This is a genomic window from Paenibacillus sp. IHBB 3054, assembly GCF_051594305.1.
In the GTDB taxonomy this organism is placed as follows: domain Bacteria; phylum Bacillota; class Bacilli; order Paenibacillales; family Paenibacillaceae; genus Paenibacillus_AQ.
The window spans coordinates 180,974-203,939 of the sequence record NZ_JBOFBG010000009.1 but is presented as its reverse complement, the minus strand read 5'-3'; the positions used below and the strand labels follow the sequence as shown (position 1 = coordinate 203,939).

Below are 22,966 nucleotides of genomic sequence, written 5' to 3'. Positions count from 1 at the left end.
GTATTTAGCTGTTACATTTTATTGGTGAAAGGAACTAATCCGATGACCCCTAAAATCAATGTTGTACTATTGGAAACATTACTGCCGGAGACAGAGCTTGAATTGAGCGGGCTGTTGACAGAAGTAGTGGAAGATGGCGCCTCGATCGGATTTCTCCCTCCGGTCACAGCTGAGGAGGCTTCAGCCTATTGGAAAAGCGTCCCTGATCCGCATGTGCTGCTCTGGACAGCAATGGAGGGCGACAAAATCGCGGGTACAGTGCAGCTCCATTTAGCCGCCAAAGCCAATGCCCGGCACCGCGCGGAAATTGCCAAACTGATGGTACATCCGGAGCACCGCCGCAAGGGCATCGCCGGACTGCTGCTCGATACCGCCGAACAAGCCGCAGCAGCAGCAGACAGAACACTGCTTGTACTGGATACGCGGGAAGGCGATCCCTCCAACCTGCTCTATCAATCACGGGGATACATCGAGGCAGGCCGAATCCCGAATTATTGCCGGTCAGCCAACGGGCAACTGGATGCTACGGTATTATATTATAAGAATTTATAAAATTTATAAACCGGCCGGTTCTTTGACTGCTGTTTTTCCTGCGGGATCACAAAAAAGCCGGTGTTTCTGCGATTCGCAGAAACACCGGCTTTTGCTATAGACAGAGCTATAATCCCTTTACGCCCACCACATATCCAGTGGCTGGTCGCGGATGAGAATGGACTGCAGATTGGTGACAGCCCGGTAGAATCCTTCATCCACTGACATCAGCGGATCTTCATGCTCAATGCTTACCACATAGTCGTAGCCGTAAGTGCGCAGTGCACTCATAATATCCGACCATTCCGAGATGCTGTGCCCGCAGCCTACAGAGCGGAAGGTCCAGGCCCGGGTCTGTACATCCCCATAAGGCTGCATATCGGTCAGGCCGTACATGTTGATGTTATCCTGGTCAAGATAGGTATCCTTGGCGTGAAAATGATGGATCGCGCCTGCCTTGCCGAGAATCTTGATCGCCCCTACCGGATCAATACCCTGCCACCACAGGTGGCTCGGATCGAGATTCGCACCAATGGCATCGCAGGTAGCTTCTCTCAGCTTGAGGATCGTATATGGCGTATGGCACAGGAAGCCGCCATGCAGCTCGATACCGATCTTGACTCCATGCTCTTCGGCCAGCTTGCCGATTTCCTTCCAGTACGGAATCAGCTTCTGTTCCCACTGCCAGGTCAAAATATCGCTGTATACGGTAGGCCAAGGAGTTACCGGCCAGTTAGGTGCTTTGGCGTCGTCACTGTCCCCGGCAGTACCTGAGAACGTATTGACAACCGGTACGCCCATGAGCGAAGCCAGCTTGATCGACTTGCGCAGAATTTCGTCGCCTTGGCGGGCTTCTTCTTTATCCGGTGAAATCGGGTTATTGTGGCAGCTGAAAGCGCTGATGATAATCCCGCGTTTGGTGAATTGTTCGAGATAGGCCTCGCGGGCCGATTCGCTGGCTAGCAGCTCGTCGGTCGGACAGTGGGCATTGCCCGGATTGCCTCCCGAGCCGATTTCCACGGCGTTCAGGCCAGCGGCAGCAATTTTATCGAGCATCTCTTCGAGTGTTAAGCTTCCGAATACCGGATCAAATACACCTAACTTCATTTATATTCCCACCTTTTCTCTGATTGGCTCCAAAGCTTCGGAATGGCCGTACACCGGATAATCACGTTTGGTTGGTGTACACCAATTGACGCCATTGATAATCACTTTTTGAATTTCCTTGTTGTAATAGGTCGGATATGATTCATGGCCCGGTTGGAAATAAAAAATCTTCCCGCTTCCGCGCCGGTAAGTCGAACCGCTCGGGAACACATTACCCCCCTCGAACCAGCCTACAAAAATGAGGCTCTCCGGTGCCGGCACATCAAAATGCGCCCCGTACATCTCTTCCTGCTCCAGGTCGATGTATTCGCCGATGCCTTCGGCAATCGGGTGGCTCGGGTCCATTACCCAGAGACGTTCCTTCTCTTCTGCTTCGCGCCATTTCAGGTCGCAGCTGGTGCCCATCAGCTTCATGAAGATTTTGGACATGTGGCCGGAGTGCAGCACAATCAGCCCCATTCCCTTCAGAACCCGGTTGTACACGCGGCTTACAATCTCGTCGCTGACCTCCTGATGGGCAACATGCCCCCACCAGACCAGCACATCCGTATTCTCCAGCACCTCTTCCGTCAATCCATGCTCCGGCTCGTCCAGGGTTGCTGTTGCTGTATCAAAGCCTGCTTCCTGTAGGAATCCGGCCAGTTGTCCGTGAATTCCCTGCGGGTACACCCGGCGGATTCGTTCCTCCTGCAATTCATGACGGTATTCATTCCATATGGTTACTCTGGTCACTTTGGACACACTCCTTATTTGAGCTAAATTCAGGGATATGCTGAGTTATCCGTTAATGCAAAATCGATAAGCATAAAATACATGTGGGACTTTAATGTCCTAAGTTTCTTAAAGCGGGAAAATCACCCGCTAAATACATGGGAATGGTCATTTCTCGACACTTAAAGGGAAATTGGCCCTTTAATTCAGCCGCGTTCGATGAAATTGAAAAATCCTTGAAAATTAGCGGGTTCAATTCCCCTTACTTGTCATCTGGATCTACCAGACTCTCAATTAGCGGGCCGTTTTCCTGTTAATGCATGAGGCATGAGGCAGGGCATCTTTCATTATTACTCAAAATTCTTTAGTCAAAAAACACCGGCATTCCGGTCTCTGACGATTTGTAGATCGCCTCCAGAATGCGGGTAACCACCAGCGCCTGCTCCGGTTTCACCACCGGCTCGGTGTCGTTCACAATGCTGCGGATCCACTGCTCGGCTTCAACCACTGCAGGATCATCTCCGGCACCGTCGTAGAAGTCAACGCCAGCCGCATCAAGTCCGATATACTTCTCGAACGTCTTGCCATAAGCCTCTCCGTTAATGCGCAGCCCCTTCTCCATATCCGCTCCGCCTTCCGTGCCGCAGAGCGCGGTCTTGGCTTCGCCGACATCCAGCGTGTTCAGCGCCCAGCTGGCTTCAAGCACGATCGTTGCGCCGTTCTCCATCGTAATGAAGCCGATGGCGGAGTCTTCAACGGTGAATTTCTCCGGGTCCCACGGCCCCCAGGCGTTTGCGGCATTTTTGCGGCCGGACAGCTTGTGGTAGGCATTGCCCACGACATACTTCGGCTTGTAGTTGTCCATCATCCACAGGGTCAAATCAAGAGCATGGGTGCCGATATCGATCAGCGGACCGCCGCCTTGCGCTTCTTCATCGAGAAATACGCCCCAGGTCGGAACCGCACGGCGGCGGATGGCCTTCGCTTTGGCATAATAAATCTCTCCAAGCTCGTTGTTCTCACATACGGCATGCAGATAAGCTGAATCGGCTCTGAACCGGTTCTGATATCCGATCGTCAGCTTCTTGCCGGTACGCTTCGCAGCATCAATCATCTCCTGTGCTTCCGCAGTCGTCTTGGCCATTGGCTTCTCGCACATTACATGCTTGCCGGCCTCCATGGACGCAATCGAAATCTCCGCATGGGAAATGTTCGGCGTACACACGTGAATCACATCTATGTTTGCATCCTTAAGCAGCTCTCTATAATCGCTGTATACCGCAGCGTTAGCATCTCCGTAATCCGCTTTGGCCTGCTCGGCACGTTCAGGAACGATATCGCAGAAAGCAACCATCACCGCACCTTCCACTTTTTTGAGCGCAGGCATATGTTTGCCGTTCGCGATGCCGCCGCAGCCGATAATTCCAACTTTTAAAGTCATTCTCTCTTAACCTCCACTTGTTGATGTAATATCTCTATCTTACAAATCCGCGGAAGGGCTTTCTTCCTGCAATCTTGCCCTGTTATTCCTGAATATTGTCTTATGGTATTTCAGGGGCGATATTCCCGTCGCTTCCTTGAAAAAATGATGAAAAGTCTTCACGCTGCCAAACCCCGCCGCCTCCGCCACGGCAGACATGGGCAGGTTCTGATTGAGCAGAATCCACTTGGCTTTATTCAGCCGGTATTCATTCAGGAAGGCGACAAAGGTCATGCCCGTATTCTTCTTGAACAGCTTGGTAAAATAATACGGACTGAAGCCCATGTGCCCGGCTACCTCATTTAGTGTAATCGGTTCCTGGTAATGCTGCTCGACATAGATGAAGATCCGCTCCAGCCGTTCCAGCGTTTCCCGAGACTGAATCTGAGTATCCTCCGAGAACTTGGGCCCTCTGTTGCTTCTATTCTTCGGCACTTCCCGCATAATAACCGTCAGCAGCTCGAACAATCTCGCCTTGATGAGATAGGCATAGCCTTCACGCCGCTGCGTGTCCTCCTCGTAAATGCTCTCCAGAAGGCCAATCACCTTCGTTGCTACCGCTTCCGGCCAGCTTGAACTGGATTGCTCCATCTCTGTGAACAGATCGCGAAGCGAATATTCATTGCCGCCGGGCGCAGTAACCTCCTGGAACAGTCCGAGATCAAACTGGATCACAAACCGTTCACTTTCAGGCGAGGCGAGGAAATAATGCACATCTCCGCCATTGATAAACTGTATTTCACCCTGTTCCATCCGGATCGGGGTATCATTTATTCCCAGATTTAGTCTTCCCTTGGTGACATAGATGATTTCAATTTCTTTATGCCAATGCGGATAAGTGAGATCGTCACCTCCGCAGACTAAGCTGCGGAAGGGGAAATGCTTATCCACATCCGGAAGTTCGAGATAAATATTCATTAGCGCGGCTCCTTGTCCGGGTAATTAGCTGCATTTAAAATTTCATTGAACCCCACTTTATCTTATCCCCCGGCAGAGGACACATCAAGAGGCGCAAAAAAGAGCCCCGCGGGGCTCTTTTTCACACTATATTTAAATCGAAAACAAATCAGAGTTTAATCTTCAAAACAACCTTCCGCACCGCTTCCTTCTTCCCCGCTTCAATCCCTGTCATATGCCCGTCCTGCGGATAGCAGACGACAAGCGCTCCCGGACCTGCGGTTACCGCCGACTCCAGCTCGCCCGTAAAGAACACCGCATCTTTCTCGGCGCTGTATTCATCTCTAACCTTGAGCTGCTCAATAGCGGAATAACCGATGCGCTCTGTGCCTTGAAGAATATAATGCAGATCAAGATTGATCCGGTGGGCTTCCCAGAAGCAGTCTCCGGCGTCCTTGGTCTCGTATTCATTGATGAAATAGAACATTTCTTCATTCACATCATGGCGGCCTGCAGCCAGACCTGCAAAGTCCGTATCCCGCAGGAACTGCAGTCCACGCTGAATTTTCTCTCCGTAAGCAGCCTCATTCTCCAGCAAATGCCCCAATGTATCCACTATCATGCCCGAAATCCTCCTATATTCTCTTATGTATCCCCGTTTTGCGGAATAGAAAAAGAATAGTTGATCTCTCGCGGCAGGTCTATGTATTTGTTCACGTACCCCCGGCATAGATTCTTAATAAGCTCACAAAACTTAAGTCTATGCTTTCGTAGTGAGTTTTGCCCGAAGCGGAATCAATGGGGTCTAAGCTCACAAAACTTAAGTCCATGCTTTCGAAGTAAGTTTTGCCCGAAGTGGATTCAATGAGGCTAAGCTCGCAAAACTTAAGTCTATGCTTTCGAAGTGAGTTTTGCCCGAAGTGGAATCAATGAGGTCTAAGCTCACAAAACTTTAAGGAGGCGGTATAATGCTTATTGTCCTGATGTACATGTTCGCCGCACTGGGTGTTGGCTTGCTGCTGGCGGCAGCGGTGCTGCGGCATAAACTGTCCGATCCTTCGTCTGACTTGAACAAGCTGATCCACACACTGGCTGATTTCAACCTTAAATTCAGCAAGCGGTTCATCACTCCAGACAAATCTCATATCATTGCCCTGGATGAAGGAGGCAAGCAGCTCGCTATCGTCATGTATTCCCCTGACAACCACGAAACGGCCTCAGCTGCCCTTTACACCTTCGATGTGATCCTAGGCTCTGAAATTGTTGAGAACGCCCTCACCCTGACAAAAGTCAGCAAAACCAGCCGGATTACCAGCAGCGGCGCAAAGGCCGACACAGGTAAAGTGCTGGATGCTGCCGCAGTCTACGGAACCGCAAACAGACAGGATAACGGAGACCCCGAGGAAATCATTGAGCTTACGCTTAAAATCTACCTCAGCAGCAAAGATACGCCCGTACTGTCGATTCCCTTTCTTCCAAGGCAGATACCGGCCAAAAAATCGGACCTGGAATACTCCCAGGCCCTTATGGAAGTACAGCATGTGCATGAGATGATCCGGGATATTGTTTCAGCATAGTTACTGTGCGATCATCGTATTGCTTTCCAGCCCACCCTTGCTCAACCTGCCAATATCCTCGCCGTTCTACGGATTTCAACCGCAAATAGCGGGTTAAATCAAGAAATTCTTACGACAACAGCGGCCGGAAGTCCAAACATTCACCGCAGTTGCGTTCTATGCCGGCGGGGTAAAGCTAAAGTTCAACTTATATAGCTACCAGTTTGCGCGCTTATTGATATTCTTCATATCTGTATTCGTCCACTTGCCATAAATGAAAAAAGCCAGATTTGAAATGTCGGGGAAGTTGGAGCGGATTCCCTGTTGTACGTTTTTATACTGTGCATCGGTCCAATCGGTATCCAACGCGGCGATGATTTCGGCATTGCCGATTTTTTGCCGGGTCTGGCTTAGTATACCTTCGCTGTCATAAACCCAGCTTTGCGGAAATTCCCAATCGTCGAAATAGGCCATCGGAGAAACGAAATCCATGTATGGCATAAATTTGGCGGCATCCTGTCCGACTTCCACAAACTCCGGCGGCAGAATATAAGCCCCGAAAAAGAGTCCTGGCGTAATCCCGTCCAAATCGCTTTTCACATCACGCACATACTCCCCAAGCTTGGTCGTTCTCCACTCATTCCACTCCTCCCGTTTCGCATTATCCGAAGCAAAGTTAATGGTAATAGGATCATAGCCGTATTGATTTTTATACTGTGTTCTCGTGTAATCCCCCATATCCATGTTGTAATCGTCAAAACGGAGCCAGTCCAGGACAATGCCATCAACATCATAATTTGCCGCAACTTCTTTGATGATAGAGCGCTCATAGGCTTGCACACCAGGATGGAGCGGATTCACAAAATATTCAGTGCCATTGGAGCCTGTAAAAGGTTTCACCTTGCCGTCCACAAGCGCGCGCATCTGCCACTCGCTATTCTTGTCAAAGGCCGCACGGTCGTGGAACTGCGGAATCCATGCCCTCACCTGAATATTCTTTTTATGTGCCTCAGCAATAACATCCTTGACTGCATCAAAATTGGAATATCCCGAAGCGACCGGCGCAATCTTGCTCTTATAAAATGCATAGCCGGACGGAACCTCCTCATCCTCATCCTGCTTCACACTCAAATTGATGACGGAAATATTGTTCTTTGCCGCATTGTTCACGAAGCTGACAACATCATTATGGTTTTTGAAATTGGCGCCTGTCCGCACGATGATCTCGGATACGAAGGGTCCTGTTTGGGCAGATGTTGTCTGGGCCGGAACACTCAGCATAAAGCTCATCAGCAGCGCGGGCAGGGCCATCAGCAAAGTCCGTTTTCTTTTACCTTTAGTCATTGTTTTCTCCGCCTTTCTATAATTGGATGGAGTGCAGATTAGATGTTACGAATTCCCGTGTCCTCCTCCTTTCCCAGACAGACTGAAAGCTCAGAAAGCTTCTGCCTTATCCCTGTGTCCCGTCGTTGCCGGTGAGCTCTGTATGATGAAAGTAAGGGATAGTGATTTGAACAGTTGTTCCGATTCCAAGCCGGCTGTAGAGCAAGACACCGTATGAATCGCCAAATTGCAGCTTGATTCTCTGGTCGACGTTGCGGATGCCATACCCCATCTTGATCCCGCTTGGAGAGAAAATCTGCCGAATGGTTTCCTTGGTCATACCGATGCCGTCGTCAATCACCTTGAACACAATTCCCTGCTGACCAGCCTCCGCCGTAATGCGGATATGAATGGTCTCCCCGTAAAAAGCATGCTCAAGAATATTCTCCACAAAGGGCTGCAAAATCAGCCTTACAGTATCAAAGCCCAGCACCTTCTGGTCGATATCGAAATTAAAGGTGAGATGATCCTCATATTTGATTTTCTGGATGTCAATATAGGTCTGTACGTGCTGCAGCTCCTTCTCGACCGGAATCATCATCCTGCCCTCATTCAGCGTCAGCCTGTAGAATTTCGCAAGACCGCTGACCATCGAACGGATTTTACTGATCTCACCAAACTGTGCCAGACGATTTATGGATGAGAACGAGTTATACAAAAAGTGGGGATTGATCTGTGCCTGAAGAATTTCCAGCTCTGCTTCCTTCTTGTGCAGGTTGGAGAGGTAAACTTCCTGAATCAGGCGGTTCATATTCTCCCCCATATTATTTAGTGCCAGGGAGATCTGATTAAATTCGTCATTTCCCCGGTAACTAAGCCTTTTATGCAAATCCCCTTCCTGAAAGGAACGGAGAACAGACACAATCTTGACGACACGCCGGGAAAAATAGCCGGACAGCAGCATACCTGCTGCGGAAAAGAAACCGATCATGATCAGACATACGAGAATGGTTACGCTTTTGACCTTCTGGATATCCTGCTCCAAAACTTTATTGGGGATATTGACCGCAAGCGTCCAGTTCAGCTCCTCGATCGGCGCCTTGATTTGCAGATAATCCTTGCTCTCCAGCAGTGGAATTTGCTGGGGTGTCATATTTTTATCCCCTGAAGAAAGGTGGATAATGTCATGATTTTCATTTTCTATATACACTGTGCTGCCCTTGCGGAACTTATCATCTTTCACGCTTTCGAGAAGATCGGCAATCTTGACGGTAATCCGGACAAAACCAAATGGACTCGGTGCAGTGGGCTCATACGTGTCCATCAATCTGCGGAGCAAGGAAATATTCCCGTAGGGCTTGTCATCTTCGATCTGGCGCCACTGCATCGTCACCCCGTACTTTTCCTGGGGAAAACTGCTAAACCATAACTTGCCCAGAATCCTCTTTTGGTGAAACAGCTGGTAGAACCTCCCCTTTCGCAGCGGGTCCATCCCTTCGTAAGAATAGTAAACCTCGGGTATGGTCTCATTCTGAATATACAGGGACAGTGCAATGTTGCGGTTAGAGGAATGCACCGTATTTTGCAGCATCGGGATCAAATAGCTCTGCAGCGTCTCAAAGCTGTACCATCCGTCATCGAAGCGCCTTAAGGAATCCGCCAGAGTGCGGTCGTAATACAATGAGTCCGTCAGCCGCTTGGTATCCTCCACCTTATAACGGATATTATCCTGAATCTGCTGAAGCGTGCCCCGGATATTGGCCTTTGTCTGTGTTCGGATGGATTCAACCGCAGTGTTATAAGCAAAGGCACCGACAAAAGCAACCGGGACAATCAGCAGTATAATATAAGAAATCATCAGCTTGTAGCCGAATGACAGAAACCGTTTCTTTTGCTTCATAGGCCACTGTTCTCCTTTTGTCAGCACTGCTTACGGTAATCCCCCGGTGTCATCCCATATTTGTCTTTAAACTGCCTGCTGAAATAAGTCAGGTTTTTATAGCCAACCCTTCCGGCCACCTCGAAAATTTTATATTGGGGATTCTGCAGTAAAGTGCAGGCTTTCTCCAACCGCTTCTCCACCACATAATCGCTGAAATTAATGCCCGTTCCCTGCTTGAACAGCACGCCGAGATGATTCGGGGAAAAGCTAAACAGATTGCTCACATCCCGGAGTGCGATATTCTGGTCCAGATGCTTCTCCACATAGGCGCAGACCGATTCAAGCAGCTTATTATTTTTCTTTTGCTTCTTTACATGCAGTGTTTCAGAGATTTCAAATACCCTCCGTCGCAGCCATGACTGGATATCATCCATCGTTTCGAATTTGAACAGAATGTCCAGGTTCTCCATTCGCATGCCCAGCATCTGGAATAGATTCTCGTTCAGTCCTGCCAGATAGGCATCCAGCCGGGAGATAATCTGTATGGCAAAGTTGTAGACGGTAGATTTGGACTTCATCCGGCGGACCAAGGTGAATACATTCTCAAGTTCATCGTGCAGCTGGACAAGCCTGTAATTCGACATTGCGGCAAACAGGGCATCCAGCGTCATTTCGAGACTCTGCACGTCCTCCACACTGCCTGACTCCAGCTCGGAAAATTGGATCAGACGGCTTTTGCCTGCAAGCATTTTATAATCAAGCGCCTGCTTCGCCTGCTGATAAGAGGTGTGAATTGAAGCGGTGGAAGCTGCTGTGCTGCTCAGGCCTATTGTGATGGTGACCGGAAACCGGACCCCAATAAGTTCAATTAAACCGCTGAGCAGCGCTTCACATTCCGCCAGTTCCTCCATCTGCAGTACAAGCGCACATTCGCGGCTGGAAAGCCTGCACAGCGACCAGATCCGGCACTCTGTGCAATAATCCAGTACCGTTTGATACAGCTGATTGACGATCTGCCTCGCTTCCAGCTCGCTGTATGCATTCAGCTTCCAGGCCACATCATCAATCTCAATCACGGCAACCCGCTGCGGAGCAGATGGGCTAATTCCGCATTGCACAAGGACCAAATCATCTATGGTTTCTGCACCGTCTTGCTGACCATCCAGCAGGCCAAGCAGCCTGTTGTTCTTAAGTACAGGCAAGGTCTTATAGTAATCTGATTCCAGTCGGGACTGCTGGGCCTCATGATCCAGCTGGGCCTTCACCTTCTGCAGCACCTCGATCATTTCTTCATCCTCTACAGGCTTCAGGACATAACTCTGCACATTTAGCTCCATCGCCTGCTTGGCATAATGGAAGTCTTCGTAACCGCTTACAAATATGATTTTCAGCTGTGGGAGCAGCTGCAGTGCTTCACGGGACAGCTCCAGACCGGACATAATCGGCATCCGGATATCGGTGATCAGAATATCAACATGATGATTACGAATATAATCCAGCGCAGCGAAACCGCTGCTCACCACCGCTGCCACATTCATCTGCAGATCCTTCCAGGGTATAAAGTGCTGCATCCCTCTTAAATCCAGCACTTCATCATCTGACAGCAATACGTTATACATGTTTGACCTCCAATCCGGCCGTGTGATCAAATTCAACACTTTCTATTGATCACATCATATAACATTTCATTTTTACCGTGTTGCAAAACCTTCATCCTCATTGCAGAAGTCTACAAATCGTTGTTCTTATCAGTGTTTTTGCCGGAACGGTTCCTATACTATGAATTTCAGCAGAGAAATTTGCAAAGGAAGTGTTCAGATGAAAAAAAGCATCGTCACGTCTTCACCACCGGGAGTCCCTCCGGGCGTACGACCGGAAGCCAGCCGCAAATCCTTCTGGTTCAGATTCTCCAGGCAGCTGGATCTTCAACTGATGGTCATCCCGGCAATGATTCTTATCGTGATCTTTTCTTATCTGCCGATGTACGGGGTGCTGATGGCTTTTCAGGATTACGATATTTTTCAAGGATTTCTGCACAGCCCATGGGTAGGCTTCAAGTATTTCCAGATGTTCTTCGAGGCACCCGAATTCTGGACCGTCATGCGCAACACGATTGTGATTAGTGCCCTGAGACTCCTCATCGGATTTCCGGCACCTATACTGCTGGCGCTTATCCTGAACGAAGTGATTCACTCGCGCTTCAAACGGATGATCCAGACCATCAGCTACCTGCCCCACTTCCTGTCCTGGGTCATCGTGTCCGGATTTGTGACCTCCATGCTGGCAACCGATAACGGAAGCGTGAACATGCTGCTGCAAAAGCTGCATTTAATCAGCGAACCTGTCAATTTCCTGTCCATTCCCGGCTACTTCTGGGCCATCCTGATCGGAACAGGAATCTGGAAGGAGATCGGTTTCTCCGGCATCGTATATCTGGCCGCCATTGCCGGCATCAATCCCGAAATTTACGAAGCAGCCTCCATCGACGGGGCAAACCGCTTGAAGAAAATTTGGTACATTACCCTGCCCGGTATTTCCGGCGTAGTTACGATCTTCATGATTCTCGCAGTTGGCGATATCTTGAGCGCAGGCTTTGAGGACATCCTGCTTCTGGCCAAAAACCCTGTACTTCAGGACGTGTCCGATGTCATTGATACTTACGTCTACCGCGTTGGTATCCGCAACTCGCTCTTCTCCTACGCCGCCGCAGTCGGTTTATTCAAGTCGATAATCAGCGTCTTTTTGCTCACAGTTGCCAATCGGATAGCCCGTAAACTGGGACACAGTCTGTGGTAGTTTTCGGCATCGCAACTACACATTGAAATGCAGGTGATCACGGCATGAAAAACAGCTTTTCTGACAATTTGTTTCTCAGTCTCATTTACTCCATGCTCATTCTCATGGCTTTTGTAATGTTGTATCCGTTCTGGAATTCGATCGTTATCTCATTCAACGTGGGTTTGGACACGACGCGAGGGGGGATCACCTTTTGGCCCAGACAATTTACTCTGGAGAATTACATTGTAGTGTTTCAGGATAAGCGGCTAATGACAGGCTTCCTTATTTCCGTGCTGAGAACGGTGATTGGCACAATTCTATCCATTGCCTGTACATCAATCTTTGCCTATGGCATGTCCAAGAAACAGCTCATGGGACGGAAAGGGTATATGATCCTGTGCATCATCACGATGTACTTCAGCGGAGGATTGATCCCCTCCTTTCTGATTAACCGTGAGCTGGGCCTGATGAATAATTTCTGGGTCATGATTGTTCCGAATATAATCAGCGTCTGGAACATGATCATTTTCCGCACGTTTTTTCTCGAACTGCCGGAAGGATTGGAGGAATCGGCGAAAATCGACGGCTGCGGCCACTTCGGCATCTTTTTCAAAATTGTCATCCCGATTTCAGGTCCGGTGATCGCCACACTCTCTCTATTTGCTGCAGTATGGCACTGGAATGACTGGTTTACGGCCAGCATTTACATCACCTCCGGGCATCTGCTCCCGATTCAAACGCTGCTTCAGCAAATTCTAAGCTCCAACATTATGTCTGAACAGATGATGCAGACCAATGCAGCCGCTCAAGGCCACATGGCCCGGCTCCAAAGCGTCACAACCAAATCGCTCACCATGTCCACCATGCTGGTAGCAACGGTACCGATTTTGCTCGTTTATCCATTTTTGCAGAAATATTTTACCAAGGGCGTCATGATCGGTTCCATTAAAGAATGAACTTGGATAAGATCGGTGTAGCAATCATAGCTCACGGCTTTTTCATAAAAAACAATCCCATGGGGGTATGAAGATGTCCATTACAAGTGGAAACGGCTTCGCCGTCCTCAAAAGGACGGTATCCGTTTCAGCGAGAAATAGAAGGATAATTTATAGCGTGAAGCATATAAACTCTTATATTTCAAAAAAATCATTCCTGCTGCCGGTATGTATGCTGGGTATGAGTATCATGCTTGCCGCATGCGGTGGAAACACCGGTGAAGACGGGGCAAAGCCAAGCAACAACACTGCCGGGACTGATTCATCCCAACCTTTTGTTTTCGGAGAAACGCCGCTCACCTTTTCCTTTTTCGGCAATTATGACTGGTATACGATGAATCCTTGGGGCCAGGATCCGGCGACTAAATGGATTCAGGACAACAAGAAAGTAACGGTCCAGTCGATCCAGTCCGGCGGTGCGGCTCTGCAGAAATTCAACACGATGATCGCCTCCGGCGAGTTCCCGGATGTCATCTGGGGAGACCGCGGTTCTGAAGTAGAAAAGCTGAGAAAAGCAGGCAAGCTCGTTGCGCTGGACCCCTACCTTGATAAATATCCTAATCTGAAAAAATGGGCAGGAGAAAAAACAATCAACATGCTCCGCTCCGAGGACGGCAAACTGTACCAATTCCCAAATTGGTACACGAAAAATCCGATGGGCAACGGTGGCTACGCTGTAAATAATAAGATCTACAAGGAACTCGGATCGCCGAAGCTGGAAACCTTTGATGATCTGTATGCCTATCTGAAGCTGGTGAAAGAGAAATATCCTGACATTATTCCATTCGAGGTCGGGATGCTGGGTCAAGGGATTGACTTTCTCTACGCCGGGATGGCGGAAGACCGGAATGTCGGGCAGGTCTCTCTGCGTGTGGTCCCCCAGGGGAATGAGTTGAAATCCCTCTTCAGTGATCCGGTCTACCGCGAAACCATGGTGTTCGCCAGTAAATTGTTCCGGGAAAAGCTGATTACCCAGGATGCCATCACGCAGACCCGTGACCAGGTCAAGGAAAAGGTGAATAATGGCCGCATAGCGATCTACGGGGATTTCGATACCACCGTCATCGGCACGGAAGCGAACAGCATGCTGCGCGCCAAAGATCCTGAAGGCGGATACACGATGATCTGGCCTTTGCATAAAGCCGGCGTAGATCCGAAGAAGGTATGGGTCAACGAATTTGATTCTCTTGGCTGGAATGTCAGTGTCATCACAACACAGGCTGAGAATCCAGAAGGTATATTTGCCTATCTGGACTGGCTGACGGGCGAGGAAGGGGAGCGTATTATTTTCTGGGGGCCTGAAGGCATGTACTGGCAGGGCATCAATGAGAAAGGCGCACCCATCTATACAGAAAAATATAAAAATGAAGCCGAGGAGCGTTCCAAGCTCATGGCCATCTGGGATACGTTTCAATGGGCAGGAAATACGGCATTTATTGATGGAGCCAAGGCTGAAAATGAAATGAGTCTGCCTGAGGATAAGCGCGACTGGGCTACGGTCTCCCAAACCACAATCGCCTGGAAAACCTCCTTTGATGCCACGGAATTCGGCAATATACAGCCCCTTCCAGATTCAGAAGAGGGCATGATCATGCAGCGTGTAGCCGATATCGCCGATAAGGTGCGGGCTAAAGCCTTATTCGCCAAGGATGAACAGGAAGTGATTGCCCTGCTCGACAAAGCCGAGCAGGATGCCCAAAAAGCCGGTTATGATAAGCTCCTGAAGTTTGAAACTGGGAAGTGGCAGGACAATATCAAGAAGATAAAAGGGAATTAAACCGTCCCTCTATAAAAAGAACAAGGGTGTTCCTTGTCATGTAAATTGGCCGCGGGACACCCTTTGCTTTGTCAGGATGAGAATGGAAACACATCAATGAATACGGCTGTGGTCAGAATCAATTGGCCCAAGGAACGGGCCGGGGCCACGCATTTAAGCTTCGGTGGGTTTAAGGAGATCCACCTTGCCTGCATTCAGCTTCTCAATAATCGCCAGCAGAAAGGTCTCTGCCAGACTGTTCTTTTTTATCTCCCTAGCCGCTTCTTCAAATGTGAACCACATCGCTTGATCCACTTCGGCACTCATCCGGCTCAAGTCTTCCGAATCAGCCATGCTTATAAAGTTCAGCATCAGTGTATTGGACGGCTCAAAATAAAGGCTGCGCATATATTCATAAGCCACGATATCCAGCCCTACCTCTTCCTTTACCTCGCGGATAAGGGTGGCTTCCGCATTCTCCCCTTTGTTGACGTAACCTGCGAGCAGGATGTAGTCCGGCCGGTTATACTGCTTGATTAGCAGAATCTTGTCCATCTCTTTGTTCAACACTGCGGTACTGATAGCCGTGCTAAAAACAGGAAAACGAAACATTCCGCATGTCTCGCAAAAGGGGATCAGCCCCTCCCCGCCGCATTCTTTCAAGATCAGCTCAGTTCCGCATTCTATACAATACTTCAAGAAACATCTCTTCCTCTCCAAGTACATTGAATTCTATCCTATTATACAGGTCCAGGGATATGTAATCGCTAGGTAAAATTTTAGGAATTCGAATTCTGAGGGGATTTTTGGACAGGTTTTTTTTATCCGGTGTGGAATAAGAAGAGTAGCCTGATTCGTCGGGCTCTATTAAAAAACAACTTGGAGGGACTGCAAACAATGAATCCGCTAATTAACTTTGCGCATCGCGGCGCATCCGCTGTGTGTCCGGAGAATACGATGTCAGCATTCCGCAAGGGCCTTACCCTTGGAGCGACCGGGATTGAAACCGATGTACAGATGACAAAGGATGGCGCACTGATTCTGATTCATGACGAAACGCTGGGCCGCACGACAAACGGCAGCGGGAATGTGAAAGACCACACGCTTAAGGAACTGCTTGACCTGGACGCGGGATCCTGGTTCGGGGAAGAATTCAAGGGAGAGCTGCTTCCCACCCTCGAAGATCTTCTGGATCTGCTCAAGGATAGCGATACGGTGCTAAATATTGAACTTAAGAACGGGGTCTTTATGTACCCGGGGATGGAGGAAAAGGTTATTGCCGCCGTGCGGGAATTCAACATGAGTGAACGCGTCGTATTGTCGAGCTTCAACCATTACTCCCTGGCTCACTGCAAATCGCTGGCACCGGAGATTCGCACCGGGATTTTATATGGAGAAGGCCTGTACCGCCCATGGGATTACGCAGCCTCTCTGCAGGCGGATGCACTGCATGCCTATCATTTCGCTGTGTTGCCGGAGTTTGTCTCCGAGGCGGCGGAGCATGGCATCGCCTATCATCCTTGGACCGTGAATGATCCGGAGCGCATGAAAGAATTAATCGCTGCCGGAGTGTCAGGAATCATTACCGATTATCCGGACGTGCTGGACAGACTGCTTACTGCTAAGGGAGAGTGATGGGGTGAAGAAAGTCTGGCTGCTGGGTTTCGGTTTTTTCAGCATCAGCATTACATGGAGTTTGTATAATGCGTTTGTACCTTTTTTCCTGGAGAAATATGTACACAGTGTAGCCTTGATCAGCTTCATGATGACCATTGATAACTATTTCGCCCTGTTTCTGCAGCCATGGATTGGCAACCGCAGTGACCGTACGGTGAGCCGTTATGGGCGCAGAATGCCTTATCTGCTGATCGGAATGCCGCTGGCTGCCGTACTGACGATGCTGATTCCGTTCCACACCGGACTGTTCACGCTGCTGCTCTTTATGATGCTGATGAACCTGGCCATGAGCCTGTACCGTTCGCCGACCGTCGCGCTGATGCCGGATATTACGCCGGATAAGCAGCGCACCAAGGCGAACGGCCTGATTAACTTCATGGGAGGGGTTGGGTCGATTCTGGCATTTGGCGTCGGCTCATTCCTCTATAAGGCCAGCCCAGCATTGCCGTTCATTGTTGCCGGTCTCATCACGCTGCTCTGCCTGTTCATCGTGTCACAGTTCATCAAGGAGGAACGGGATGGGGTGAACAAAGAAGCAGCACTGGGTACCGAAGAACTCACAGGTTTATCCGGGGATTTGCAACGTAGCGATAACATTCCACGGGTCAAACCTACACGCATCTCCTTAAAAAAACAGCTCGACCGGACCACAGTCTGGCTCTTAGCAGCCATCTTCTTCTGGTTCGTAGCTTATCAAGGAGTTGAGACGCTGTTCACGTTGTACGGCAAACATCACCTTGGCCTCAGTGAACAGGCAGCCTCCTTCTCGCTGACGTTCTTTTCGCTGGCCTTCGTAGTGTTTGCGATTCCCAGCGGCTGGCTGGGCGGGCGGTTCGGGAAGAAAAAGATGATTGTCACCGGAGTCTGCGGACTGATGGCAGTTTTTGCCCTCGTGGGGTTTGCGGAGAATTTGCTTGTGCTGCGGATTCTGCTGCTCGTTGGCGGGATGTTCTGGGCCTGCATTAATATCAATTCATACCCTTATGTAGTAGCGACAGGCACGGAGGAAAGCATCGGTACACGCACCGGAATGTATTATCTGGTCTCCTCGCTGGCCGCCATCACCTCCCCACCGCTGCTTGGGCTGATGATTGATCTTACCGACTACTCCATTCTGTTCTATGCGGCAGCGGCGAGCATGGCAATAGCCCTGCTCTGCCTGTTCCTGATGAAAGGACGCAGCAAATTTAATTAATTGGCTTTGGAGCTGCCTGCCCAATTGACAGATTGAAGCGTGTTTCCCTGCTTGTGTATGGTATATCGGCCCTTTCCGAGCTGCTTGGCGCTGTACATTGCCGAATCGGCTTCCTTCAGCAGCGTCATCGGGTCGATCCTGCCATGGCTCAACGTAATGCCGATGCTGACTGAAACAAACAGTTCATGCCGTTCCAGACTGTAAATGCGGGTCGTTTGCTCCAGAATCTGCATAGCAAGCTGCTCCGCTTCCTTACGGCCGCAACGCTTGGCGACAATTACGAATTCATCCCCGCCGTTCCGGAAGATATGCCGTTTGCCTTTGGAAGTGAACTGTTTCAGACTGCCGCCGACGGCCTGGAGCAGCAAATCGCCCACATGATGGCCAAGTCTGTCATTGATTGACTTGAAACGGTCCAGGTCAAGGAACAGCACCGCAAGCTGCTCGTTCGGTTTGCAGTGGTCCCAGAAGTGATCCATCCCGTTTTTGTTCAAGAGGCCTGTCAAGGTATCCCTGTAGGCCAGTTCCTTCAATTGCTCTCTTTCGGTCAGGATCTGGCGAAGCTTGGAGAACAGATACATCAGGGCTAAGAGAGTCAATGTATAAAGTGCCATGGAGATAAACAAGCTGCCGTCAGCCTGTTTCAACCCGGACTGTGACTGCTTGCCCAGCCAGTGCATTCCGTATAATCCGCCGCTGGCGATCAGTATTATCAGGCTCGTGCGCACAGCACGGGCTCTTTGATTTTTATAGGTGAAATTCCGGGTCAGCCGGAGAAGGCTGTACACAGTCAACGCTGCGATGAGAACCGAAAATAGAGCCAATATATAATTACGGGCTTCTTCCATCATGATGCGCACTCCCTTTTACATGAAAATAAATCTGGTTAACAGTAATAAGCGATAAGCTTATTATCGGCAGGCGCGGGCTGATCCTGCATGGAATGTTTTGGAAGACGCCGTCTGGATAAGGTCTAGCTCTCCATATGATTCACACAATTATACAACTCGCAGGTCCAGCCGTTGTCCCCTTTAACAATGCGGGTGATAGAGGTATTCTTCAACAGCACGCTGACATCCAGTCCGGGAACCAGCCCGGTCAGGCTGCTCCGCAGAATCGCGCCGTGGCTGACAATCAGGATGTTGTGGCCTGGATGCTTCAATGCAATCTCTTCAATCGCCTTGCTCCCCCGTTGCTTGCCTGACTCATTGCTCTCCAGCCCGAGGTCCAGCGACTTCCATTCTGTCCCCCAGCGCTCCACCCGCTCTTGCTCCGTGGTGCCCTCAAGCAGTCCGCCGTTCATCTCCCTAATTCCCGGAATCACTCCCGCTACCTGCAGACCCAGCTTTGCTGCGATCACCTCTGCCGTCTGTCTTGCTCTCAGCAGGTCGCTTGAGTAGATATAATCCCACTGTTCTCCGCTGAGACGCTCTGCTATAGCCGCCGCCTGCTGAAGTCCTTCCTCATCCAAAGGGTTATTCGTATGCCCCTGTATCCGTCCCTCTTTATTCCAAGCTGTGCTGCCATGCCGAATCAAGCCGATTCTTGTCATTGTTGCTACCCGCCTTTATGAAGAATAAGTAAGCTTACTTTAGAATGAACTTAATAACTACACAAAAGGGCAAAAGTAGAGGGAGGGGAATTTTGGAACTGTAGGAGCGATAGCGACCGCCTTTGTCACCGGATTTCCACCGCATATGGCGGTTAAATCAAGAAATCCGGGGACAACAGCGGCCGGAAGTCCAAATATTCACCGTAGCTACGACCTCGCCAAAATGGGAAAATCTTAAATTCAATCTATATAGATTATAAACGAACAGTCTGGAAGATGCATACGCCACCGGATATAAGGATCATCAGTTGATCACCATTCTGCCTGCACTGAAGCCTAAGTAATTGACGGTTAGACTGCCCTTATATGATAATAAGACCCGGTGCTTCATTCTGGAGCATGTTCCAAATTCATCCTGCATGGCAGATCATGCTGCCGCCACTTAAAAGGAGATACTGTTCATCATGAAAAAAATCATCGCCCTCATTCTTACCCTGCTTCTCCCGCTTTACGTTCTTCCTCCCGCATCATCAAGCGCCTCCGCGGCGCCTGCGTCCAAGCTCGCAGTTTATGTGGACAAGGAGAATCATGCTTTCATTCCGCTGCGTTTCCTGAATGATTTTGCCGGCATCCGGTCGATCCTCACTCCTGGCGGAACGATAGAAATTACAAAGGGTGAGGCTTCCCTCCACCTGATTCCGGGCTCGGCGAAGGCTTCCGTGAACGGCAAGGCCGTAGCCTTGAGTGAGCCGGTCTTCAGCGGCAGCGGCACGACATATGTTCCGCTGTCTCTGGTCAGCCAAACACTGGGCCTTCAGCTGAAGTGGAATCCGCAGGCCTCGTCGCTCACGCTGACAGCGGACGAAACTTCCGCCACCTTTCCCGTACTCAGCGGAGCACTCCTTAAAGCGGAATCCCCGGCGGTAGTCAGCGGCAAACGCACCATTAAGGTCGGCAGCCGCTCCTTTACGGTGCAGACAGTCACCGCGTCCCTGCTCCATCCCTCGGTCAAGCTGGATGTAGTGCTTGCCGGCAACACGGTCGGCAAGACAGAGTCACTTGGCAGCATTGCCAAACGCAACGGTGCTCTCGTTGCGATCAACGGGACCTACTTTGATGCCTACACTAAAGGGGCATACAAAGTCCCTTATGGTTATATCATCAGCGGCGGAAAGATGCTCAAGAACGGCGCTGGAGAACGGCGGGCCGTATTCGCTTATGACCGCAATCTATTGGCAGAGCTGATTCCTGGCACTGAATTCGCATCGCGCTTCCAGAGCGGGACCATCGAAGGTGCGCTTCAGGCCGGCCCCCGGCTGCTGGTTAACGGGAAGGTAGCGGTGGATGTGACCGCCGAAGGCTTCAGGGATCCCAAAATCCGCACCGGCGGCGGAGCCCGCAGTGCGCTGGGGCTGACACGCGACCACAAGCTGATTCTTCTGACCACCAGCGGGGCTACCATTTCGCAGCTGGCGCAGATTATGAAGCAGGCAGGTGCCTATCAAGCCATGAATCTGGATGGCGGCGCCTCCAGCGGATTGTATTACAACGGCAAATATTTGACAACGCCGGGACGTCTGATCAGCAATGCGCTGGTCATCAAAACCCGTTAATCCATCCTTCCGCAACATTCAAGCAGCCTCCCGCAGCCGGATCTTTTTCCGGCAGTCTGGGAGGTTGTTTGCGTCTGAATCCTGTTTTGCATAAATTTCCCTTAGCATGTTACTGTAATACTGGACAAAGGAGTGAATTCATGGAAACAATTCTGATTGTCGAGGACGACGCCAAGCTGGCAGACCTGCTAAGCAGTTATTTGTCAAAATATGATTTTTATACCGTTATCGTAGATGACTTCAATAGAGTGCTGGAAACCTTTGAGGAGAGCACCCCAAGCCTGGTGCTGCTGGACGTCAATCTGCCCAGGTATGACGGGTTCTATTGGTGCCGCCAGCTTCGCAAATCCTCACTCTGCCCCATCCTCTTTATTTCTGCCCGCGACAGCGGTATGGATCAGGTGATGGCGCTGGAGAACGGCGGCGACGATTACATTATCAAGCCATTCCAATACGAGGTCGTGCTGGCCAAAATCCGCAGCCATCTGCGTAGAGCTTACGGCTCTTACGCCCACAGCCAGGAAGAGCGCAAGCTTCAAGCCGGAGGACTGACGCTGTATCCGGAGCGTTATGTGATCCAGCACAACGGGCTGTCCGCTGAGCTTACGCAGAAGGAAACCGTCCTGCTGGAAGCGCTCTTGCTGAAAGAAGGGCGCGTCGTCTCCCGTGAACGGCTGCTGGACCTGATGTGGGAGGATCAGCATTTCATCGATGATAATACACTTAATGTTTATATCACCCGTGTACGCAAGAAGCTCAAGGATCTTGGTCTTGACGATATCATAGAAACGATAAGAGGCGCCGGCTACCGGCTGAGCCTCTCCGGAGAAACGCCATGAGGCTGTTTCTTAAGGATCACCGGCCGCTGCTGCTCTTCTATCTGCTCCAGATGATCCTCATCCCCGTGCTGTACTGGGTTACGGGCGAATACAGACCCTTCTCGATTGTTTTATACGGTATGGGCCTCAGCTTTGCAGTTCTCATCTTATATCTGGGCTACCGGTATGTTCAGCACTATAAGCTATACACCCGCCTGAGCGGACCCGGCGGAGCCCCGGGGGAACAGCTTATCCCGCTTGACGATGCGCCGCTGCCCGAAGCGGTGACGGAGATGCTGCAGTACAACCACCGCTACTATCTGGACCAGCTGCATTCCCATACCCGGCGGATGGATCAGCATATCGATTTCATCAACCGCTGGGTACACCAGATGAAGACGCCGCTTTCCGTCATCCAGCTTACCCTTCAGGATTTGGAGGAGGATGCTGCCAGCAGCATCCAAGAGGAGGTGGAGCGGCTCCGCAAGGGACTGGAGATGGTTATTTACACCTCCAGGCTGGAACGCTTTGAGGATGATTTCCATGTACAGCCTCTATTGCTTCGCAAAGCCGTAAGCGAGACCGTCGCCGATAACCGCAGGCTGTTCATCCGGCGGGGAGTCCGGGTAGACATTACCGTTGACGATGGACTCTCTGTATACAGCGACGCCAAATGGCTGAGATTCATGCTGGCCCAGATTCTCGTCAACGCGGTAAATTATACTGCCGGGACAGGCAAGACAGTAACCATTTCCGCGGAGCAGACGGGAAACGGGAGCGTCTTACAGATTAAAGATCAGGGCATTGGCATCTCTCCCGAAGACCTGAAACGGGTGTTCAACCCTTATTTCACCGGAGAACGCGGCCGCCAGTATCATGAATCGACCGGGATGGGCCTCTATCTGGTCCGTGAGATCTGCGCAAGGCTCGGGCATACGGTAGAACTGCAATCCCGGCCCGGCGAGGGGACTACGGTTCGCATTACTTTCGGAGGAGCAGTTGATCCTCTTCGCGGCTGAACTTCAGCATCCACTCAGCTTCCTAAGACTGGCTGGAGCTGCCACAAGCTTCACAACCGAGAGCATTCGGCCCGCC

General features: G+C 50.4%; 21 protein-coding genes. 10 read left to right on the top strand and 11 right to left on the bottom strand.

Annotated elements, in window-relative coordinates; all coding sequences use genetic code 11:
- Positions 1-42 precede the first annotated feature (42 nt).
- On the top strand, positions 43-552 hold the full coding sequence (locus tag ACQ76X_RS13420; protein WP_076113687.1) for a GNAT family N-acetyltransferase: 510 nt from the start codon (positions 43-45) through the stop codon (positions 550-552).
- Positions 553-669: 117 nt separating this feature from the next.
- On the opposite strand, the gene ACQ76X_RS13415 is transcribed toward ACQ76X_RS13420, so the two are convergent.
- From ACQ76X_RS13415 to ACQ76X_RS13395, 5 genes are all read right to left on the bottom strand, one after another.
- Positions 670-1,638, bottom strand: coding sequence for a sugar phosphate isomerase/epimerase family protein (locus ACQ76X_RS13415; protein ID WP_340894455.1), 969 nt, complete (start codon positions 1,636-1,638; stop codon positions 670-672).
- Positions 1,639-2,370 (bottom strand): ThuA domain-containing protein, encoded by a 732-nt coding sequence (locus ACQ76X_RS13410; protein WP_438494442.1) that lies wholly within the window; start codon positions 2,368-2,370, stop codon positions 1,639-1,641.
- Between the two features lie 343 nt (positions 2,371-2,713).
- A complete protein-coding gene (locus tag ACQ76X_RS13405) occupies positions 2,714-3,790 on the bottom strand; it encodes a Gfo/Idh/MocA family protein (RefSeq protein WP_438494441.1) in 1,077 nt (358 codons plus the stop codon).
- Between the two features lie 39 nt (positions 3,791-3,829).
- The gene (locus ACQ76X_RS13400; RefSeq protein WP_438494440.1) at positions 3,830-4,747 is read right to left on the bottom strand and encodes an AraC family transcriptional regulator; all 918 of its coding nucleotides are present in this window, start codon (positions 4,745-4,747) and stop codon (positions 3,830-3,832) included.
- A gap of 148 nt (positions 4,748-4,895) precedes the next feature.
- Positions 4,896-5,348: a YhcH/YjgK/YiaL family protein gene (locus ACQ76X_RS13395; protein WP_438494438.1), complete on the bottom strand. Its 453-nt coding sequence runs from the start codon at positions 5,346-5,348 to the stop codon at positions 4,896-4,898.
- Positions 5,349-5,694: 346 nt separating this feature from the next.
- Between ACQ76X_RS13395 and ACQ76X_RS13390 the strand changes: the two genes are divergently transcribed.
- Complete coding sequence (locus ACQ76X_RS13390) at positions 5,695-6,303, top strand: hypothetical protein (protein ID WP_438494436.1); 609 nt, start codon at positions 5,695-5,697, stop codon at positions 6,301-6,303.
- 195 nt (positions 6,304-6,498) lie between these two features.
- Here the strand turns inward: ACQ76X_RS13390 and ACQ76X_RS13385 are convergent, their stop codons facing one another.
- The 3 genes from ACQ76X_RS13385 to ACQ76X_RS13375 form a co-directional block, all read right to left on the bottom strand.
- The gene (locus ACQ76X_RS13385; protein ID WP_438494434.1) at positions 6,499-7,626 is read right to left on the bottom strand and encodes a family 10 glycosylhydrolase; all 1,128 of its coding nucleotides are present in this window, start codon (positions 7,624-7,626) and stop codon (positions 6,499-6,501) included.
- 106 nt (positions 7,627-7,732) lie between these two features.
- Entirely contained in the window at positions 7,733-9,505 is a 1,773-nt protein-coding gene (locus ACQ76X_RS13380; protein ID WP_438494432.1) for a sensor histidine kinase, read from the bottom strand.
- A 20-nt stretch (positions 9,506-9,525) separates the two neighbouring features.
- Entirely contained in the window at positions 9,526-11,106 is a 1,581-nt protein-coding gene (locus tag ACQ76X_RS13375; protein WP_438494430.1) for a response regulator, read from the bottom strand.
- Between the two features lie 313 nt (positions 11,107-11,419).
- Here ACQ76X_RS13375 and ACQ76X_RS13370 point away from each other — a divergent pair, with 313 nt between their 5' ends.
- From ACQ76X_RS13370 to ACQ76X_RS13360, 3 genes are all read left to right on the top strand, one after another.
- Positions 11,420-12,283 (top strand): ABC transporter permease, encoded by an 864-nt coding sequence (locus ACQ76X_RS13370; protein WP_038598724.1) that lies wholly within the window; start codon positions 11,420-11,422, stop codon positions 12,281-12,283.
- 44 nt (positions 12,284-12,327) lie between these two features.
- Positions 12,328-13,221: a carbohydrate ABC transporter permease gene (locus tag ACQ76X_RS13365; protein ID WP_341090240.1), complete on the top strand. Its 894-nt coding sequence runs from the start codon at positions 12,328-12,330 to the stop codon at positions 13,219-13,221.
- Positions 13,222-13,432: 211 nt separating this feature from the next.
- On the top strand, positions 13,433-15,037 hold the full coding sequence (locus ACQ76X_RS13360; protein ID WP_438494456.1) for an ABC transporter substrate-binding protein: 1,605 nt from the start codon (positions 13,433-13,435) through the stop codon (positions 15,035-15,037).
- Between the two features lie 153 nt (positions 15,038-15,190).
- Here ACQ76X_RS13360 and ACQ76X_RS13355 read toward each other — a convergent pair whose 3' ends face one another.
- Positions 15,191-15,715, bottom strand: coding sequence for an NAD(+) diphosphatase (locus tag ACQ76X_RS13355; RefSeq protein ID WP_438494428.1), 525 nt, complete (start codon positions 15,713-15,715; stop codon positions 15,191-15,193).
- 198 nt (positions 15,716-15,913) lie between these two features.
- On the opposite strand from ACQ76X_RS13355, the gene ACQ76X_RS13350 reads away from it, so the two are divergent.
- On the top strand, positions 15,914-16,651 hold the full coding sequence (locus tag ACQ76X_RS13350) for a glycerophosphodiester phosphodiesterase (RefSeq protein ID WP_438494426.1): 738 nt from the start codon (positions 15,914-15,916) through the stop codon (positions 16,649-16,651).
- Positions 16,652-16,655: 4 nt separating this feature from the next.
- Positions 16,656-17,888: an SLC45 family MFS transporter gene (locus tag ACQ76X_RS13345; RefSeq protein ID WP_438494424.1), complete on the top strand. Its 1,233-nt coding sequence runs from the start codon at positions 16,656-16,658 to the stop codon at positions 17,886-17,888.
- Here ACQ76X_RS13345 and ACQ76X_RS13340 read toward each other — a convergent pair.
- Together ACQ76X_RS13340 and ACQ76X_RS13335 are read right to left on the bottom strand one after the other, a co-directional pair.
- Positions 17,885-18,739, bottom strand: a complete 855-nt coding sequence (locus ACQ76X_RS13340; RefSeq protein ID WP_438494422.1) for a diguanylate cyclase domain-containing protein — start codon at positions 18,737-18,739, stop codon at positions 17,885-17,887. The two genes, ACQ76X_RS13345 and ACQ76X_RS13340, sit on opposite strands and share 4 nt — an antisense overlap.
- A gap of 122 nt (positions 18,740-18,861) precedes the next feature.
- A complete protein-coding gene (locus ACQ76X_RS13335; protein WP_438494420.1) occupies positions 18,862-19,440 on the bottom strand; it encodes a histidine phosphatase family protein in 579 nt (192 codons plus the stop codon).
- A gap of 464 nt (positions 19,441-19,904) precedes the next feature.
- On the opposite strand from ACQ76X_RS13335, the gene ACQ76X_RS13330 reads away from it, so the two are divergent.
- From ACQ76X_RS13330 to ACQ76X_RS13320, 3 genes are all read left to right on the top strand, one after another.
- Positions 19,905-21,053: a phosphodiester glycosidase family protein gene (locus tag ACQ76X_RS13330; protein WP_438494419.1), complete on the top strand. Its 1,149-nt coding sequence runs from the start codon at positions 19,905-19,907 to the stop codon at positions 21,051-21,053.
- A gap of 140 nt (positions 21,054-21,193) precedes the next feature.
- Positions 21,194-21,892 carry a response regulator transcription factor gene (locus ACQ76X_RS13325; RefSeq protein WP_438494417.1) on the top strand — a complete coding sequence of 233 codons (699 nt, stop codon included), beginning with the start codon at positions 21,194-21,196 and terminating at the stop codon, positions 21,890-21,892.
- Complete coding sequence (locus tag ACQ76X_RS13320) at positions 21,889-22,890, top strand: sensor histidine kinase (RefSeq protein ID WP_438494416.1); 1,002 nt, start codon at positions 21,889-21,891, stop codon at positions 22,888-22,890. The genes ACQ76X_RS13325 and ACQ76X_RS13320 overlap by 4 nt, the downstream gene beginning before the upstream one ends.
- Positions 22,891-22,966: the final 76 nt, after the last annotated feature.

Excerpts from the sequence above, each read along its gene's own strand:
- ACQ76X_RS13420 (WP_076113687.1), top strand. The coding sequence starts at position 43 with ATGACCCCTAAAATCAATGTTGTACTATTGGAAACATTACTGCCGGAG.
- ACQ76X_RS13325 (WP_438494417.1), top strand. The coding sequence starts at position 21,194 with ATGGAAACAATTCTGATTGTCGAGGACGACGCCAAGCTGGCAGACCTG.
- ACQ76X_RS13415 (WP_340894455.1), bottom strand. The coding sequence starts at position 1,638 with ATGAAGTTAGGTGTATTTGATCCGGTATTCGGAAGCTTAACACTCGAA.
- ACQ76X_RS13320 (WP_438494416.1), top strand. The coding sequence starts at position 21,889 with ATGAGGCTGTTTCTTAAGGATCACCGGCCGCTGCTGCTCTTCTATCTG.
- ACQ76X_RS13330 (WP_438494419.1), top strand. The coding sequence starts at position 19,905 with ATGAAAAAAATCATCGCCCTCATTCTTACCCTGCTTCTCCCGCTTTAC.
- ACQ76X_RS13350 (WP_438494426.1), top strand. The coding sequence starts at position 15,914 with ATGAATCCGCTAATTAACTTTGCGCATCGCGGCGCATCCGCTGTGTGT.
- ACQ76X_RS13335 (WP_438494420.1), bottom strand. The coding sequence starts at position 19,440 with ATGACAAGAATCGGCTTGATTCGGCATGGCAGCACAGCTTGGAATAAA.
- ACQ76X_RS13360 (WP_438494456.1), top strand. The coding sequence starts at position 13,433 with ATGCTGGGTATGAGTATCATGCTTGCCGCATGCGGTGGAAACACCGGT.
- ACQ76X_RS13390 (WP_438494436.1), top strand. The coding sequence starts at position 5,695 with ATGCTTATTGTCCTGATGTACATGTTCGCCGCACTGGGTGTTGGCTTG.
- ACQ76X_RS13380 (WP_438494432.1), bottom strand. The coding sequence starts at position 9,505 with ATGAAGCAAAAGAAACGGTTTCTGTCATTCGGCTACAAGCTGATGATT.
- ACQ76X_RS13365 (WP_341090240.1), top strand. The coding sequence starts at position 12,328 with ATGAAAAACAGCTTTTCTGACAATTTGTTTCTCAGTCTCATTTACTCC.
- ACQ76X_RS13395 (WP_438494438.1), bottom strand. The coding sequence starts at position 5,348 with ATGATAGTGGATACATTGGGGCATTTGCTGGAGAATGAGGCTGCTTAC.
- ACQ76X_RS13405 (WP_438494441.1), bottom strand. The coding sequence starts at position 3,790 with ATGACTTTAAAAGTTGGAATTATCGGCTGCGGCGGCATCGCGAACGGC.
- ACQ76X_RS13385 (WP_438494434.1), bottom strand. The coding sequence starts at position 7,626 with ATGACTAAAGGTAAAAGAAAACGGACTTTGCTGATGGCCCTGCCCGCG.
- ACQ76X_RS13375 (WP_438494430.1), bottom strand. The coding sequence starts at position 11,106 with ATGTATAACGTATTGCTGTCAGATGATGAAGTGCTGGATTTAAGAGGG.
- ACQ76X_RS13400 (WP_438494440.1), bottom strand. The coding sequence starts at position 4,747 with ATGAATATTTATCTCGAACTTCCGGATGTGGATAAGCATTTCCCCTTC.
- ACQ76X_RS13370 (WP_038598724.1), top strand. The coding sequence starts at position 11,420 with ATGGTCATCCCGGCAATGATTCTTATCGTGATCTTTTCTTATCTGCCG.
- ACQ76X_RS13340 (WP_438494422.1), bottom strand. The coding sequence starts at position 18,739 with ATGATGGAAGAAGCCCGTAATTATATATTGGCTCTATTTTCGGTTCTC.